Annotated in this window: 14 protein-coding genes and 2 pseudogenes; 7 read left to right on the top strand and 9 right to left on the bottom strand. The window is 52.5% G+C overall.

Annotated features, from left to right (window positions below):
• Nucleotides 1–21 precede the first annotated feature (21 nt).
• A complete protein-coding gene (gene asd / locus ACLJRU_RS07045) occupies nt 22–1,128 on the bottom strand; it encodes an aspartate-semialdehyde dehydrogenase (RefSeq protein ID WP_000799940.1) in 1,107 nt (368 codons plus the stop codon).
• Nucleotides 1,129–1,362: 234 nt separating this feature from the next.
• On the opposite strand from asd, the pseudogene ACLJRU_RS07040 reads away from it, so the two are divergent.
• Nucleotides 1,363–1,437 (top strand): annotated as a pseudogene (locus ACLJRU_RS07040) (MarC family protein); the annotation flags it as partial.
• A 114-nt stretch (nt 1,438–1,551) separates the two neighbouring features.
• On the opposite strand, the gene gntU reads toward ACLJRU_RS07040, so the two are convergent.
• The 5 genes from gntU to ACLJRU_RS07015 form a co-directional block, all read right to left on the bottom strand.
• Nucleotides 1,552–2,892 carry a gluconate transporter gene (gene gntU / locus ACLJRU_RS07035; protein ID WP_000105950.1) on the bottom strand — a complete coding sequence of 447 codons (1,341 nt, stop codon included), beginning with the start codon at nt 2,890–2,892 and terminating at the stop codon, nt 1,552–1,554.
• On the bottom strand, nt 2,889–3,422 hold the full coding sequence (gene gntK / locus ACLJRU_RS07030; protein ID WP_000108342.1) for a gluconokinase: 534 nt from the start codon (nt 3,420–3,422) through the stop codon (nt 2,889–2,891). The genes gntU and gntK overlap by 4 nt, the downstream gene beginning before the upstream one ends.
• 138 nt (nt 3,423–3,560) lie before the next feature.
• Nucleotides 3,561–4,556, bottom strand: coding sequence for a gluconate operon transcriptional repressor GntR (gene gntR, locus ACLJRU_RS07025; RefSeq protein WP_000730238.1), 996 nt, complete (start codon nt 4,554–4,556; stop codon nt 3,561–3,563).
• A gap of 129 nt (nt 4,557–4,685) precedes the next feature.
• Nucleotides 4,686–5,381, bottom strand: a complete 696-nt coding sequence (locus ACLJRU_RS07020) for a pirin family protein (RefSeq protein ID WP_000639790.1) — start codon at nt 5,379–5,381, stop codon at nt 4,686–4,688.
• A gap of 123 nt (nt 5,382–5,504) precedes the next feature.
• Nucleotides 5,505–6,542 (bottom strand): oxidoreductase, encoded by a 1,038-nt coding sequence (locus ACLJRU_RS07015; RefSeq protein ID WP_000172391.1) that lies wholly within the window; start codon nt 6,540–6,542, stop codon nt 5,505–5,507.
• Nucleotides 6,543–7,010: 468 nt separating this feature from the next.
• On the opposite strand from ACLJRU_RS07015, the gene yhhY reads away from it, so the two are divergent.
• From yhhY to ACLJRU_RS06990, 5 genes and pseudogenes are all read left to right on the top strand, one after another.
• Nucleotides 7,011–7,499, top strand: coding sequence for an N-acetyltransferase (yhhY, locus tag ACLJRU_RS07010; RefSeq protein ID WP_001290278.1), 489 nt, complete (start codon nt 7,011–7,013; stop codon nt 7,497–7,499).
• 263 nt (nt 7,500–7,762) lie between these two features.
• Complete coding sequence (locus ACLJRU_RS07005) at nt 7,763–8,977, top strand: PfkB family carbohydrate kinase (RefSeq protein ID WP_000667440.1); 1,215 nt, start codon at nt 7,763–7,765, stop codon at nt 8,975–8,977.
• Nucleotides 8,978–8,992: 15 nt separating this feature from the next.
• On the top strand, nt 8,993–9,754 hold the full coding sequence (locus ACLJRU_RS07000; protein ID WP_023235347.1) for a glutamine amidotransferase: 762 nt from the start codon (nt 8,993–8,995) through the stop codon (nt 9,752–9,754).
• Between the two features lie 53 nt (nt 9,755–9,807).
• On the top strand, nt 9,808–10,779 hold the full coding sequence (locus ACLJRU_RS06995; RefSeq protein ID WP_001038953.1) for a DMT family transporter: 972 nt from the start codon (nt 9,808–9,810) through the stop codon (nt 10,777–10,779).
• Nucleotides 10,776–11,810, top strand: a pseudogene (locus ACLJRU_RS06990) (phosphotriesterase). The gene ACLJRU_RS06995 and the pseudogene ACLJRU_RS06990 overlap by 4 nt, the downstream one beginning before the upstream one ends.
• Before the next feature lie 44 nt (nt 11,811–11,854).
• On the opposite strand, the gene ggt reads toward ACLJRU_RS06990, so the two are convergent.
• Nucleotides 11,855–13,597: a gamma-glutamyltransferase gene (gene ggt / locus ACLJRU_RS06985; RefSeq protein ID WP_011264400.1), complete on the bottom strand. Its 1,743-nt coding sequence runs from the start codon at nt 13,595–13,597 to the stop codon at nt 11,855–11,857.
• A gap of 125 nt (nt 13,598–13,722) precedes the next feature.
• Between ggt and ACLJRU_RS06980 the strand changes: the two genes are divergently transcribed.
• On the top strand, nt 13,723–14,139 hold the full coding sequence (locus ACLJRU_RS06980) for a DUF2756 family protein (RefSeq protein WP_000826046.1): 417 nt from the start codon (nt 13,723–13,725) through the stop codon (nt 14,137–14,139).
• A gap of 12 nt (nt 14,140–14,151) precedes the next feature.
• Here ACLJRU_RS06980 and ugpQ read toward each other — a convergent pair whose 3' ends face one another.
• Nucleotides 14,152–14,892 carry a glycerophosphodiester phosphodiesterase gene (gene ugpQ / locus ACLJRU_RS06975; protein WP_000073538.1) on the bottom strand — a complete coding sequence of 247 codons (741 nt, stop codon included), beginning with the start codon at nt 14,890–14,892 and terminating at the stop codon, nt 14,152–14,154.
• Nucleotides 14,889–15,959, bottom strand: a complete 1,071-nt coding sequence (locus tag ACLJRU_RS06970; protein WP_011264401.1) for a sn-glycerol-3-phosphate import ATP-binding protein UgpC — start codon at nt 15,957–15,959, stop codon at nt 14,889–14,891. The genes ugpQ and ACLJRU_RS06970 overlap by 4 nt, the downstream gene beginning before the upstream one ends.

Here is a 15,959-nt window from a genome sequence, read left to right as displayed (position 1 = left end):
CGATAAGCGCTGCAATAGCCACTACGCCAACTGGCGCAGCATTCGACGCAGCGGCTCGGCGGCGCCCCATAACAACTGGTCGCCTACGGTAAACGCCGATAAGAACTCTGGCCCCATGTTCAGCTTACGCAGACGACCAACCGGCGTAGTCAACGTGCCGGTCACCGCCGCCGGGGTTAATTCGCGCATAGTGATATCACGATCGTTCGGCACCACTTTCGCCCACGGATTATGTGCCGCCAGCAGTTCTTCCACCGTCGGAATGGATACCTCTTTTTTCAGCTTGATGGTGAACGCCTGGCTGTGACAGCGCAGCGCGCCGACGCGCACGCACAAACCATCAACCGGGATCACAGAGGCAGTATTGAGGATCTTGTTGGTTTCCGCCTGGCCTTTCCACTCTTCGCGGCTTTGGCCGTTATCAAGCTGTTTGTCGATCCAGGGGATCAGGCTTCCCGCCAGCGGTACGCCAAAGTTATCAACCGGCAGCTCTCCGCTGCGGGTCAATGCCGTAACTTTGCGTTCAATATCAAGAATTGCGGAAGACGGCGTCGCCAGTTCATCGGCGACATGGCCATACAACTGCCCCATTTGGGTTAACAGCTCGCGCATATGGCGCGCGCCGCCGCCGGAGGCGGCCTGATAGGTCGCGACGGATACCCAGTCAACGAGATTATGGGCAAAGAGACCGCCCAGCGACATCAACATCAGGCTAACGGTACAGTTACCGCCCACAAAGGTCTTCACGCCATTGTTCAGGCCGTCGGTAATCACGTCCTGGTTAACCGGGTCGAGAATAATAATGGCATCATCTTTCATGCGCAGCGTAGAAGCCGCGTCAATCCAGTAACCCTGCCATCCGCTTTCGCGCAGCTTTGGATAAATTTCGTTGGTATAATCGCCGCCCTGGCAGGTCACGATGATATCGAGCGCTTTTAGCGCATCCAGATCAAAAGCGTCCTGTAGCGTGCCGGTGGAGGTGTCGCCGAAGGTGGGCGCCGCCTGTCCAAACTGGGAGGTAGAAAAGAAAACAGGGCGAATAGCGTCGAAATCGCGCTCCTCTACCATGCGTTGCATGAGAACAGAGCCGACCATTCCGCGCCAGCCGATAAAACCAACATTTTTCATAGCGTTTTTTTCCTGCAAAGAGATGTGCTGTGTATGCGCGCCAGTATCCTGTGGCGCATCCTTCACCATACAAAAAGCAGCCAAAGTCGCAAGTGAAATTAATCAATGATAGCGAAGCCATCAGTAATGCGACTTATCCTGCCTTACCGCGCAAGCAGAAAGTCCAGTGGCGATTATCAGGGAATTTGCGTTAGGAAGGGAATCATTTCCGTCGCTGTTTTATTGATCCTAATTATGGATCAGCGTAGAAATTTGCCTGTTTTTATGCGCGTACTGAAACATGGCGAGGCAAAACGTCGTTGGGCGATTGCCATGCACACCTCAATAAAAAAACCGGGTAGCGATTACGCCTTACCCGGCTTACGGTGTCGATATGTGCCCGTTTCCAGGCCCGGTAAGCACAGCGCCACCGGGCAACAAGACTCAGCTCAGCAGTTGGAAAGCAATCATCCCAACAATCGCGCCGACCGTGCCGAGGATAGTTTCCATCATCGTCCAGGTCTTCAGCGTCTGCGCTTCGGTCGCGCCGGTAAATTTACCGAACAGCCAGAAGCCAGCGTCGTTAACATGAGAAACCACAATTGAACCGCCGGCGATACAGATAGAGAGCGCCGCCATCTGCGCGCCGGAGAAATTCAGTTGCTCTATGACCGGCATCACCAGACCGACCGCGGTTAAACACGCCACGGTCGCGGAGCCCTGAATGATGCGCACCGCCGCCGCCAGCACAAAGCAGGTAATGGCAATCGGCAGTCCCATACCGGTTAACGCTTCGCCCAGCGCCGGGCCGACGCCGGAGTCAACCAGTACCTGTTTGAACACCCCGCCTGCGCCAATCACCAGCAGGATAATGCCCGCCGGTTGCAGCGCGTGGCCGCAGATTTCCATCACTTTGTCTTTCGGCATCCCCTGACGCATCGCCAGGCCATAAATCGCTACCAGACAAGCGACCAGAATCGCAGTGAAGGGGTGACCGATAAACTCAAACCATTCGTAAGCGGTGGAACCTTCCGGCACAAAACGCGCGGCGATCGTTTTCAGCCCTACCAGCACCAACGGCAACAGAATCAGCGACAGGCTGAAGCCGAAAGAAGGCATTTTACCTTCACCCAGATGCGGCTCGGTAATGTCGTCAGGAATACGCAGCTCAACGTAACGGCTGATAAAATTCCCCCACAGCGGCCCGGCGATAATCATGCCAGGAATGGCGGCGCACAGCCCAATCAGGATCATCCAGCCGAAATCAGCATGCATCTGGGAAGCCAGCAGCATCGGCGCAGGCCCAGGCAACAAAAACGCCGCGGCTGCCGCCACGCCCGCAAACAGCGGAATGACCAGCTTCACCAGGTTTGTGCCGGTATGACGCGCCATAGAGAACGCCACGCTTATCAGCAGCACAATCGCCACTTCAAAGAATAGCGGGAGCGCGCAAATCAGCCCGGCAAGGCCAATCGCATAGTGCGCGCGGTTATGGCCAAAGGATTTAAGCATTTTCACGGCTATCTGATCGACCGCGCCGGTTTCATGCAGAATCTTGCCGAACATCGCCCCCAGCGCGACCACAATCGCCAGGAAGCCCAGCGTGCCGCCCATCCCTTTTTCCATGGTCGCGGCGATTTTATCAAGCGGCATCCCTGAAAAAAGCCCCGCGCCCATTGAGACGACCATTAACGCGACGAAGGCGTGCATACGCGCCTTCATCACGAGAAACAGCAGCAGTAAGACGGAACCGACGGCGGTTAAAACCAGTGTTAATGTACTCACAGCGTACTGCCTTTATTGATGACCTCAATGGTGCTCGCCACAACGCCTTCCAGCGGCTGGTCGATATCCACCACCAGAACATCGCGTTCGTCGGCACCCGGCTCTTGCAGCGTTTCAAACTGCGTCACCAGCATCTGGGTTTTGAAGAAATGACCTTTGCGCGCTTTCAGACGGCTTTCAATGACGTCGAAATCACCTTTCAGATAGATAAAGGAGAGGTTCGGGTTTCCCTCGCGCAGCAGGTCGCGATAATGTTTTTTCAGTGCGGAACAGACGATCAGCGAGATTTTATTGGTACGCTGCATCGCGAAAGCGGCGTCGTTCAGCGCCTGTAACCACGGTTTGCGGTCATCATCATTCAACGGCTCGCCGGAAGCCATTTTTTCAATATTGCAGCGCGGATGCAGAAAATCGCCGTCCAGAAACGCGGCATGAAGCTGATGCGCCACGGCGCTTGCGACAGCGGATTTACCGCTGCCTGATACGCCCATCAGAACGTAAACGTGGTGATCATGATTAGTCGTGCTCAAAGCGGGCCCCCACTCTACAAGTTGCAAAATTTGTTACGGGTAACTGTTATCGGTAACATTGTCCAACCGCACCATTCACGACGCAATGACCATTCGTGCCAAAAGTGAATAAGTGTGAGCTACTTCAAAGTTGTCAGACTAAATAGATCCGCCCGGTGACAAGGTGAAACCTAAATCTAACATTTTCGGCGTGACCATTTCGCCGCGAATGCGGGCCAACAGACGTTCCGCGCCAATGCTGCCCATTCGCTCGCGCGGCGTCAGGACGCTTGCCAGACGCGGTTCCATCACCTGGCCGATGTCATGACCGTGGAACCCGGCGATCGCCATGTCGTCCGGGATTTTTAGCCCCAGGCGCTGGCATTCGAAGGCCGCCCCCACCGCCAGGTCATCGTTGGTGCAAAAAATACCGTCAAGCTGTGGGTATTCGCGTCGCGCCTGGCGCATGAGTTCGATACCGGAAGAGTAGGATGAAGATTGCTCCATCATCACACTGTAAGGAACCAGTCCTGCGTCCCGCATCGCCTGTTCATAACCCTTCTGCTTGATGATAGTACGTTCGTCGAGGCGCGCCCCCAGATAGGCGATATGACGATGACCACGCGCGATAATCGCGGCGGTCATCTGACGGGCGGCCTCGAAGTTGTCAAAACCGACGGCAATATCGAGACACGGCGACTGGCTGTCCATCAGTTCCACCACCGGAATCCCGGCGACTTCGATCATTTTTAAGGTGCGCGGCGTATGGGTACGCTCAGTGAGGATCAGGCCGTCGATATTCCAGGAGAGCATCGATTCCAGGCGCTCCTGCTCCATCTCCGGTTTATAGCCGTAGTGCGCCAGCATGGTTTGATAACCATGCGCGTCGGTGACAGCCTCAATGCCGCGTAACACTTCCGCAAAGACCTGGTTGGTTAAAGACGGCAGCAGAACGCCAATGGCGCGACTGGTGGCGTTGGAAAGAATGTCAGGCGCGCGATTAGGAATGTACCCGAGCTCATCAAGCGCAGCCGCAATTTTACCCCGCAGCGCGACGGAGACCTGCTCCGGATTACGCAAAAAACGGCTGACCGTCATTTTGGTCACGCCCACACGGTCGGCCACATCCTGAAGTACGGGTCTTTTCTTTTTCATCGTCCTGAAAGGTATAAAAGGGATAGATTTGCCCAGTTTACCACGGACGTGCGGAATTAATGACAAACGATGAAAAGCCGGATGGCAACGCTTTCGCGTCTTATCCGGCCTACAAAAGGTTACAGCACGTTAGACTGGCGGCAGGTCAAACAGTAACACTTCGCTGTCGCTGTCGGCATGAATCGAGATTGCCTGCTCATCCCAAATCGCCAGGCCATCGCTGGTGGTGGCTTTAGTACCGTTAATGGTCACGTTACCTTTTACCACCTGGATCCAGACGCGGCGCTCAGCGGCAATCTGATGCACCGACTGCTCCTCTTTGAGCAGCGCCCAGCGGTACAGCTCCATATCCTGGTGGACCTTCAGCGAACCATCGCGAGCATCTGGCGAAAGCACCAGTTGCTTGCCCTGCGCGGCGTCGAAGCGACGCTGTTCGTAGCGCGGCGTGATGCCGGTTTCTTGCGGAATGATCCAGATCTGGTACAGCCGCAGACGATCCGTTTTGCTCGGGTTGTACTCGGAGTGGCGAACGCCGGTCCCGGCGCTCATAATCTGGAATTCACCGGCCGGAACCTGTTCTTTATTGCCCATACTGTCCTGGTGTTCTACGGCACCTTCCAGCACATAGGTCAAAATTTCCATGTCTTTATGCGGATGCGTGCCGAACCCCTGGCCTGCGTCGATCACATCGTCGTTAATCACACGCAGCGCCGAGAACCCCATAAAGTTCGGATCGTAATAATCGGCAAAAGAAAAGGTATGCCAGGAGTCAAGCCAGCCATGATTCGCATGACCGCGGTCGTTTGCTTTGCGTAAGTAGATCATTGTGTTCACCCCCAGATGTTTTCGATGGAATAAGTGTGGACTCATTCCGTCCGGGATCATAGAGGGTGAAAATTGACTCCTCTGTTCAAAAAATATGAATAAGCGCAGAGGAGTCTGTAAGGGCTATTTAGCGAGGGTTATCGTCGCAGGCGTTGCCTGTTCGAAAGCACGTTCGAGGATTTCCAGGTTGGTAAGAACTTCAGATTCCTTGACGTAATTAGGCGTACCGACGGTCAACGTCTGGTACAGCGCATCATAGACGCGACCATAGTCACCCGTTTCCGGTTTCACCTCTTCTTTCACCGTAACGCCGTCGTCATTGACATACTCCAGCACACCGACGGATTCGTCAGCGGCAAAACCCGGCTCGCCAGGCATAATGTTCGCTTTCAGGCTGGTTTCTTGTTGATCGATACCGTATTTCACAAACGAACCTTTGGTGCCGTGAACAATAAACTTCGGATAGTCGATTTTCACCAGATGGCTGGTTTTAACGATAGCCTTCAAATCGCCATAAAACAGTTGCGCTTCAAAGGTGTCATCCGGATTCGCTTTATTACGCAGGCTACGAATGTCATACGCGACATGATCCGGGCGGCCAAATAGCGAAATAATTTGATCCATGGTGTGGACGCCAAGTCCGTAGAAAGCGCCGTCCTGCGGCAGGCCCGGTTTGGTTTCTGCTACCGGGCGGTAATAATCGAAATGGCTTTCAATTTCGACAATCTTGCCCAGTTTGCCGCTCTCTATCGCTTTTTTAGCCGTGAGAAAACAGGAATCAAAACGACGATTCTGATACGGCGTAACGGTCAGTCCTTTGCTTCGCGCCAGTTCGAACAACACTTTTGCCTCCGCCAGCTTCGGCGTGAAAGGTTTCTCAACCAGCACATTTTTACCCGCTTCCAGCGCGCGTTTGGCGTATTCGAAATGGCTGTCAGCATACGTACAGACGATCACCAGCTTTACCTGCGGATCGCCCAACACCTCATCCAGATCGTTGGTGAAGTGAATATGTGAATACTGTGGCGCCTGCTCTTCCGGTTTAGCGTGACGACGGAAAATATGCGCGACATGCCAGGTATCTTTCCGATTCAGAACGTAGGGGAGATGGTAACGGGTGGTGCTTTTGCCGAATCCAATAAATGCGCAGTGTAAGGTCATGAGACGATCCTTTTGAAGATGATTGTTTACACCATAGCGCAAAGCGTGAGGAGACTGAATGTTGGATTCTTTGCCGGATGCGGCGTTGCCTTTTTGGGCCTACAAAAGCAGATGCCTCAAGATCGGGCGTAAGTGGCGCAGGCAGATTGTTCACGGCAAGCGCGCAGGGCCCGGAGCGTACTAAATGTACGTGAGGAGCACGAGCACTTCCCGGGGACAAAATGACAAGTAAGCCAGGCTGAAACAAAACCCAAAAAAAAAAGCCAGCAAAAGCTGGCCAAAATAATACTGGAAGCAATGTGAGCAATGTCGTGCTTTCAGGTTCTCCGTAGGGGTTCCCCTGAACGCGATGCAATAATAATCATTCTCATTCGCACTTGTCTACTTCTTTTTGCAAAAAAATGCGGTTGACGGAATTTTCTTTCTCAGCGAGTGTAAATACACAATTACCCCTGCAGGAGATAAGGAATGAGTGAAATAGTGATACGCCACGCTGAACCGAAAGATTACGACGCCATTCGTCAGATCCACGCCCAGCCGGAGGTGTACCACAACACGCTACAGGTTCCTCATCCTTCCCTCGAAATGTGGCAGGCGCGGCTAACCGAGCAAGCCGGGGTTAAACAACTGGTTGCCTGCATTGACGATATTGTCGTTGGCCATCTTTCTATTCAGGTCACCCAACGTCCCCGTCGCAGCCACGTGGCCGATTTTGGCATCTGCGTGGATGCCCGGTGGCACAATCGTGGCATTGCCAGCGCGCTGATCCGCACCATGATCGACATGTGCGATAACTGGCTGCGCGTTGACCGTATTGAGTTAACGGTGTTTGTTGATAACGAGCCCGCCGTGGCGGTGTATAAGAAGTACGGCTTTGAAATCGAAGGCACCGGTAAGAAATACGGCCTGCGCAACGGTGAGTACGTTGATGCGTACTTTATGGCGCGCGTGAAATAGCGCTTCCCCGCCCCACCCTGTGGGGCGAAACGTCACAAACCTTCACAACATTCCAGTTATTGCAACCTACTTCCCCTATATCAAAACAATAACCATCTGAGTTTCATGGTTATTACCACTTTAAGCTTTATCACCGTTTTTTCCGTAATTTTAGCAATATTAATATTAAATTTTTGTTTTTTTTGGTTTCTGCCATCACTTTATGGTGACAATCACAACAATATACTCCTCCCGGGACTAATTTAACCACGGTGAGGTAAAAAATGAAATTTGAACGCCATCATAGAATATTGAAGGAACTCAGTATTTCGGGAGTTGTAAAAGTTTCAAATCTGGCGAAAAGTCTCAAGGTAACAAAGGAAACTATTCGTTCAGATCTCAATGAACTTGCCGGACAGGGATATCTTACTCGCTGTCATGGTGGTGCATTTATTACCCTTGATTCTCTTGATAACGTCGCAAAAAATGAAATTGCTTATGTGCTGGAAAAATATGAATCAGCGCAGAAAATAAAAAAAGGTCTCTCTGCCATGAAAAATAATGTATGTGTTATTGGCTCGTTCAATGTTGATATCATCAGTTATCTACCGAGATTACCCTCAACGGGAGAATCATTGCTGGCCGATAAATTTATTTTTTCACCCGGCGGTAAGGGATGTAATCAGGCATTAGCAGCAAGCTATGCCGACTCTGATGTGCATTTTATTACTAAAGTCGGCTCAGATCATTTTAGTGATTACGCCATTAATTTTATAAACTCATCAAAAATCCATAAAAGTGTTATCTACCAGACCAAAGAAACACAAACAGGTACAGCAACCATCATGGTGAATGGAGATACCGGAGATAACGTCATCGCTATCTACCCTGGCGCCAACATGACAATTTCCCCTGATGAAATCACCATTCAGAAAGAAGCCATTGTTCATTCAGATATTGTTCTTGTCCAACTGGAGACGAATTACGAAGCGCTGCAGCAAACAATTCGTCTCGCACAAAAAAATGACATACCGGTCATCATCAATCCAGCGCCGTACAATGACATGGTTAACACCATCATTGATAACATTGACTATATTACGCCAAATGAAACGGAAGCAGGCCTGCTGGCCAATATGGCGGTTAATGATATCGAATCAGCCAAATGCGCGGCCAAAATTATTCATCAGAAAGGCGTCAAAAATACCATTATTACATTAGGTAGCAAAGGTTCGCTTGCTTATGATGGCACACAATTCATCTATTCCCCGGCATTTCCGGCAGTTGTAAAAAATACGGCGGGAGCGGGTGACGCTTTCAATGGCGCCCTCGCATCTGGCCTTGCAAAAGGAAAGTCACTGGCATCCGCATTGTGCTACGCCAGCGCATTTGCCTCACTTGCGGTTGAAACGCCTAATGCCTCTGATATGCCGGAAAACGACTCCGTTCTTCATCGTATTCAGGGTTCACATTACAAACAAACTATCTCTACTCACTAAATCAAGGAGCAGACTATGAACAATACGCAGAAAAAACTAAAGGTGCTCTTTATTGGAGAATCCTGGCATATTCATATGATTCATTCAAAAGGTTATGACAGTTTCACCTCCAGTAAATATGAAGAAGGCGCTACATGGTTACTGGAATGCTTGAGGAAAGGCGGCGTTGAAATTGATTACATGCCTGCCCACACGGTACAAATTGCCTTTCCAGAGAGTATTGACGAATTAAATCGTTATGATGTGATTGTTGTTAGCGACATTGGTAGTAATACCTTCCTGCTACAAAATGAAACCTTCTATCAGCTAAAAATAAAACCAAACGCTCTGGAGTCCATTAAAGAGTACGTCAAAAATGGCGGTGGACTACTCATGATTGGCGGCTATCTGTCATTCATGGGTATTGAGGCAAAAGCCAATTATAAGAACACCGTTCTTGCTGAGGTTCTGCCAGTTATTATGCTTGATGGCGATGACCGGGTAGAAAAGCCAGAGGGTATCTGTGCTGAGGCTGTCTCACCTGAACATCCTGTTGTTAACGGGTTCTCAGATTATCCGGTATTTCTTGGATATAACCAGGCCGTCGCCAGAGACGATGCCGATGTCGTATTAACAATAAATAATGACCCATTGTTAGTGTTCGGTGAATACCAACAGGGTAAAACCGCCTGCTTTATGAGTGACTGCTCCCCCCACTGGGGAACCCAGCAGTTTATGTCATGGCCATTTTATACCGACCTGTGGGTCAACACGCTTCAATTCATCGCCAGAAAATAAAAAACAATGGAGTAACGAAAGTTACTCCTTTTATAAAATATAAGGATTGATATATGAACAAGAATAAGTACTCAACCCCCTTACTGATGCTTGCCACCATCTTAGCCGGTATGCTTTCCCCGATGCAGTCTGCCGTTAATGGGCAGTTAGGACATTGGTTACAAGACGGTAATGCTTGCGCAGTAATCTCGTTTGCCAGCGGTCTGGTCGTCATGTTTTTTATTATTATTGCGCGCAAAGAAACACGCCAGCAATTCGCCTCAATCCCTACTCTGATTAAAAAGAGAAAAATCCCGCTATGGAATTGGTTTGCAGGATTATGCGGGGCGATGGTCGTATTTTCTGAAGGCGCATCCGCCAGCGCGCTGGGCGTTGCCACCTTTCAAACGGCATTAATTTCCGCTCTGCTTCTTTCCGGCCTGCTGTGCGACCGTTTTGGCGTCGGTGTGGAGGAGAAGAAATATTTTACGCCATGGCGCATTACTGGCGCATTATTCGCCGTTATCGCCACCATTTTTGTCGTGTCGCCACAGTGGCACTCAACCTCGTTTATCCTGCTCGCTATCCTCCCCTTTTTGGCCGGGTTACTCGCTGGCTGGCAGCCTGCGGGGAATGCGAAAGTCGCCGAGGCAACGGGCTCCATGCTGGTGTCCATTACATGGAACTTCATCGTCGGCTTTTGTGTCCTGGGCGCAGCGCTGGCGATACGTATCGCATTAGGCCATGTCACCATTCAGTTACCCGATACATGGTGGATGTATCTCGGTGGTCCGCTGGGTCTGCTGTCCATCGGGCTAATGGCGATTCTGGTGAGAGGCTTAGGGCTATTGATGCTGGGCGTAGCGTCAACAGCAGGCCAACTGCTTGGCTCAGTGCTAATTGATGAATTGATCCCTTCATTAGGCAATACGGTCTACCTGGTCACCATCATCGGTACGCTGTTCGCGTTAGTCGGTGCGATTGTGACCACCATCCCTGAATACAGAGCATCCAAAATGGCGCAAAGAATAGAGGTGTCAGAATGAAAGGTTTCCTGCAAACCGTAACAGGCCCGGTGGCGCATACGGATATGGGGCTGACGCTACCGCATGAACATCTGTTTAACGATCTGTCTTCGGTCGTAGACGAGCCACATTATGCTTTTTCACAGCAACTGGTGGGAAAGAAAGTCAGTGCTGACCTGCAGTGGGGGCTGAAACACGACCCATACTGCTGCGCCGATAACATGGACCGCAAAGAGATTGATGATGTTATCTTCGAAATCAATAACTTTATGTCTTTGGGCGGCAGGACGATTGTCGACGCCACCGGATCAGAATCCATTGGACGGGACGCCTCAGCGCTGCGAGAAGTTGCCTTAAAAACGGGTTTGAATATCGTTGCGTCATCCGGACCTTATCTGGAGAAATTTGAAAGTACCCGGATCCATAAACCTGTTGAGCTGTTAGCCTCACTCATTGATAAAGAACTGAATCAGGGTATTGGCGAGACGGATATTCGCGCTGGCATGATCGGTGAAATCGGCGTATCTCCCGCGTTTACCCAAGCGGAGCGTAACAGCCTGCGAGCAGCGTCTCTGGCACAATGTAACAACCCCCACACGGCGATGAATATCCATATGCCAGGGTGGCTGCGACTGGGTGATGAGGTGCTGGATATCGTGCTGGAAGAAATGAACGTCTCTCCGGCAAAAGTCTCGCTGGCGCATTCGGACCCTTCAGGAAAAGATGTCGTCTATCAACGTAAAATGCTCGACCGCGGCGTATGGCTTGAATTTGACATGATTGGTCTGGACATCACCTTTCCAAAAGAAGGTGTCGCGCCGGGCGTTCAGGAGACCGCAGATGCAGTAGCGAATCTGATTGCACTGGGTTACGCCGACCAAATCGTTTTAAGCCATGATGTTTTTCTCAAACAGATGTAGGCGAAAAATGGCGGAAATGGCTGGGGGTTTGTCCCGAATGTCTTCCTCGCCTATCTGGCTGCTCGCGGAGTAGACAACGATACTCTGCGCAAGCTTTGTATTGATAATCCAGCCCGATTACTCACGGCATAATCTGCAAATAGCCCGGTGTCTGACACCGGGCCTGGAATTAAAAATCAGTATCCCGCCGTTAAATCATCCACCGAACGCGGGTCAGACGCGCCATACAGTTCGCCATCCGGTCCAACCATAATACTTTGGGTGCTGCCCATCGCTTCTTTCAGCGCAACTTTCTGCCCTTTCTGTTCCAGCAACTTTAGCGTATCGGGGCTGAAGCCCTTTTCTACCCGCAGTTCGTCCGGCAACCATTGATGATGGAAGCGCGGCGCGTTGGTCGCTTCGGCGACGTTCATGCCGAAATCAATGCTGTTCACTACCATTTGCAGCACGGTAGTGATGATTCGACTCCCGCCAGGACTGCCGGTCACCAGCCAGGTTTTGCCCTCTTTAACGACGATAGTGGGCGACATCGACGACAGCGGACGCTTCTTCGGACCGACCGCGTTGGCGTCGCCGCCCACCAGTCCGTATACGTTCGGCACGCCTGGCTTGGCAGAGAAATCGTCCATTTCATTATTGAGCAGAATACCGGTATTACCCGCCACAATCCCGGTGCCGAAGGTAGTATTCAGGGTATAGGTCACCGCCACGGCATTGCCGTCTTTATCCACCACCGAGAAGTGGGTGGTCTGGTTGCTTTCATACGGGGCGAGCTTGCCCGGTTTTATCTGGCTGGAAGGTTTGGCCTTGTTGATATCTATTTGATCGGCCAGCGTTTTCGCATAGTCTTTGTTGGTCAGCGCCTGCCACGGCACTTTCACAAAGTCCGAATCGCCCAGATACTCTGAGCGGTCAGCGTAGGCGTATTTTTCCGCTTCCGCCATGATTTGCATGGCATCGGCGCTGCCAAAGCCGTACTTCTTCATGTCGAAATTTTCGAGGATATTCAGGATCTGTACGATGTGAATACCGCCCGAGGATGGCGGCGGCATGGAGAAGACCTGATACCCGCGATAGTCACCGCTGATTGGCGTACGCTCAACGGCTTTATAGCTGGCTAAATCCTCTTTGGTCATCAGACCGCCGTTCTTCTGCATTTCTCCGGCAATCTGGTCAGCAATCGCCCCTTTATAAAACGCATCCGGGCCGTTTTCGGCAATCATTTCCAGGCTTTTCGCCAGATTCTTCTGGACCAGCTTATCGCCTTTTTTCAGCGGCTCGCCGTCTTTCCAGAAAATGGCTTTGCTGTTTTCATGATTAGGGATCACTTCGCTGCCGTAAGTTTTTAAGTCGTCAGCCAGCGCATCGTTAACCACAAAACCCTCTTCCGCCAGCTTCATCGCCGGACGCACCACTTTATTCAGCGGCATCGTGCCGTATTTCTCCAGCGCCAGCGAGAACCCCGCCACGGTACCCGGCGTACCGGGTGCCAGATGCGACGTCAGCGACTTTTTCGCATCGGCGTTACCCTGATCGTCGAGGAACATATCACGGGTCGCGGCAGCAGGCGCCATTTCACGAAAATCAATCGCCGTAGTGTTACCGTCTTTGGTGCGCAGCAGCATAAATCCCCCGCCGCCCAGATTCCCGGCTTGCGGATGCGTCACAGCCAGCGCATAGCCCACGGCGACGGCGGCATCCACGGCATTACCGCCCTGCTTTAAGATATCCACGCCAACCTGCGTCGCCATTGCATCCACGGACGCCACCATCCCTTGCGTCGCCCGCACAGGATGAAAGACATCTTCTTCAACACCATAGGAGACTGGCGGCGCGACGGGAGGATTGGCCACCGCGCTAAACGTTCCCCCGGCCAGCAGAGCGGCGATCGCCACCCAGCGCATAAACGTTGGTTTCATCGTTGTTTTTCTCCAGATAAATGGGTGTATGTCCCGTTTAATCCTGGTCCACAACGCTTAAAAAATCATCATCATGGCGAAATAGAGGTACACTTAAAAAGAGGCCTCATCGGGAGGAGACGACAATGAAACGCTTACTACTTATTACGGCTTTGTTACCCTTTGCTGTATTGGCCCAGCCAATTAACACTATGAATAATCCTAATCAGCCAGGTTATCAGATCCCCAGCCAGCAGCGTATGCAGACGCAGATGCAAACGCAGCAGATTCAGCGGCAGGGTATGTTGAAACAACAGATGCAAACGCAGGCGCGCAGCCAGCAGCAAAATCTACAGTCACAGTTGAATGCCAATACGCAGCGGGTTCAGCAGGGACAGCCGGGCAACGGTATGCTCGGTCAGCAAACGCTGCCCAATACGCAGGGCGGAATGCTCAGCGGCAGCGGAAACCCGGACCGGATGCTAAACCATTCCCAGCCAATGTTGCAGCAGGACAGCGGGACGCCGCAGCCTGACATCCCGCTGAAAACCATCAGCCCTTAAAACTGACGGCCCTTAAAACTGAAAGTGAGGGCCGATGTCATCAATGCGATCGGTGCAGATACAATCCACGCCCCAGCGTAGCAGCTCTGCCGCCCGCTGGGGCTGATTGACGGTATACACCAGAATCCGCAGACCCGCGGCCTTAATCTCTTGCACTCGCGTCTCATCGAGTAATTTATGGTTGAGATGGAGGGAAACACAGCCCAGACGGGTCGTCAGTTCACGCCAGTCTTCACGCCATTTATCCAGCAGTAACCCGCGCGGCAGTTCAGGTGCTGCCGCCTGCGCCGCTTCCAGCGCCTCTATCTCAAAGGAAGAAAGCAGCGGCGGCGTCATCCCGGCCCACAGTTCGCGGGCGGCCAACGCCACGACGCGTCCTGTTAGCCTTCCGCTCCCCGTTGTCGGTTTGATCTCAATATTCGCCATCATGCCGTGTTTACGGCAGCGCTCCGCCACCTGCGAGAGCAACGGCAGCGGCTCGCCTTTAAATTCGCCGCTAAACCAACCGCCAGCGTCCACACGCAATAAATCCTGCCAGTTCAACTCGCCCGCCACGCCCCAACCATTGCTGGTGCGCTCCAGGTTATCGTCATGCAGCAGGAAAATTTCGCCGTCTTTCGACAGCTTGGCATCAAACTCAATCATGGTGTGCCCGTATTGCGCGCCCACGTCAATCGCCGCCAGAGTGTTTTCCGGCGCCAGTTTGCCGCCGCCGCGATGGGCGACAATGTGGGGATAAGGCCAGTTACTCATACACGTTGTCCTGTTTCGCCATCAAAAAGATGTCGCTGATGTTCCGGCAGATGCAGCCATAGCGTACTGCCCGCCGCCGGGCGCTGCTGATGCGCCAACCGCACCACCAGTTTCTGATCGCCCCAGCGCCCATGCGCCAGATTATCCGCGCCCAGAAACTCCAGCGTATCTACCGTTAGCGGCACGCCGCCTTCCGCCTGCGAGCTTAACGCAATATGCTCCGGTCGGATACCCAGCGTCATGTTACGTCCGGCATGACCCCGATAGTCCGCACCTATCGGTAACGCCAGACCGCCAGGCAATTCGAAACGGTCGCCGGAAGCGCTGATAACGCCATCCAACAGGTTCATCGCCGGGCTGCCGATAAAGCTCGCCACGAAGCGACTGGCCGGTTTTTCATATACCTCTACCGGCGTGCCAATCTGTTCTGCGACGCCTTTATTCATCACCATCACCCGCTGGGCCAGCGTCATCGCCTCTACCTGATCGTGAGTAACATAGAGCGAGGTGGTACGAAGACGACGATGCAGATGTTGTAACTCCAGACGCATCTGCACGCGCAGCTTGGCGTCGAGGTTAGAGAGCGGTTCGTCGAATAAGAAGACTGCCGGCTCGCGGACGATCGCGCGCCCCATTGCCACGCGCTGCCGCTGACCGCCGGAAAGCTCGCGTGGACGGCGTTTAAGCAGGCCGTCCAGCTCCAGAATGCGCGCCGCCTCCCGTACGCGTTCTTCAATATGCGCTTTGCTCATACCGCGAATTTTCAGCCCCCACGCCATGTTCTCCTCTACGCTCATATGGGGATAGAGAGCATAGTTCTGAAATACCATCGCGATGCCGCGATCTTTGGGCTCCATCTCGGTGACCCGTTTGCGATCAATCCAGATATCGCCGCTGGTCACGCGTTCCAGACCGGCCACCATCCGCAACAACGTTGATTTGCCGCAGCCGGACGGCCCGACCATCACAATAAATTCGCCATCCGCCACGTCCAGCGTCAGCGGTTGAATGATCTGGGTTTTGCCGTCCCAGCTTTTGGTTACTGCCTGTAGTTTTAAACCAGCCAT

Origin of the sequence: Salmonella sp. SAL00653 (assembly GCF_046552515.1) — a bacterium.
Lineage (GTDB): Bacteria > Pseudomonadota > Gammaproteobacteria > Enterobacterales > Enterobacteriaceae > Salmonella > Salmonella enterica.
The sequence above is the reverse complement of the archived record's forward strand: the minus strand, read 5'-3'. Positions and strand labels throughout refer to the sequence as shown.

What these genes read in the sequence shown, in the direction of transcription:
- asd (WP_000799940.1), bottom strand. Translation starts at nt 1,128, where the DNA reads ATGAAAAATGTTGGTTTTATCGGCTGGCGCGGAATGGTCGGCTCTGTT.
- gntR (WP_000730238.1), bottom strand. Translation starts at nt 4,556, where the DNA reads ATGAAAAAGAAAAGACCCGTACTTCAGGATGTGGCCGACCGTGTGGGC.
- ACLJRU_RS07020 (WP_000639790.1), bottom strand. Translation starts at nt 5,381, where the DNA reads ATGATCTACTTACGCAAAGCAAACGACCGCGGTCATGCGAATCATGGC.
- ACLJRU_RS07015 (WP_000172391.1), bottom strand. Translation starts at nt 6,542, where the DNA reads ATGACCTTACACTGCGCATTTATTGGATTCGGCAAAAGCACCACCCGT.
- yhhY (WP_001290278.1), top strand. Translation starts at nt 7,011, where the DNA reads ATGAGTGAAATAGTGATACGCCACGCTGAACCGAAAGATTACGACGCC.
- ACLJRU_RS07005 (WP_000667440.1), top strand. Translation starts at nt 7,763, where the DNA reads ATGAAATTTGAACGCCATCATAGAATATTGAAGGAACTCAGTATTTCG.
- ACLJRU_RS07000 (WP_023235347.1), top strand. Translation starts at nt 8,993, where the DNA reads ATGAACAATACGCAGAAAAAACTAAAGGTGCTCTTTATTGGAGAATCC.
- ACLJRU_RS06995 (WP_001038953.1), top strand. Translation starts at nt 9,808, where the DNA reads ATGAACAAGAATAAGTACTCAACCCCCTTACTGATGCTTGCCACCATC.
- ggt (WP_011264400.1), bottom strand. Translation starts at nt 13,597, where the DNA reads ATGAAACCAACGTTTATGCGCTGGGTGGCGATCGCCGCTCTGCTGGCC.
- ACLJRU_RS06980 (WP_000826046.1), top strand. Translation starts at nt 13,723, where the DNA reads ATGAAACGCTTACTACTTATTACGGCTTTGTTACCCTTTGCTGTATTG.
- ugpQ (WP_000073538.1), bottom strand. Translation starts at nt 14,892, where the DNA reads ATGAGTAACTGGCCTTATCCCCACATTGTCGCCCATCGCGGCGGCGGC.
- ACLJRU_RS06970 (WP_011264401.1), bottom strand. Translation starts at nt 15,959, where the DNA reads ATGGCTGGTTTAAAACTACAGGCAGTAACCAAAAGCTGGGACGGCAAA.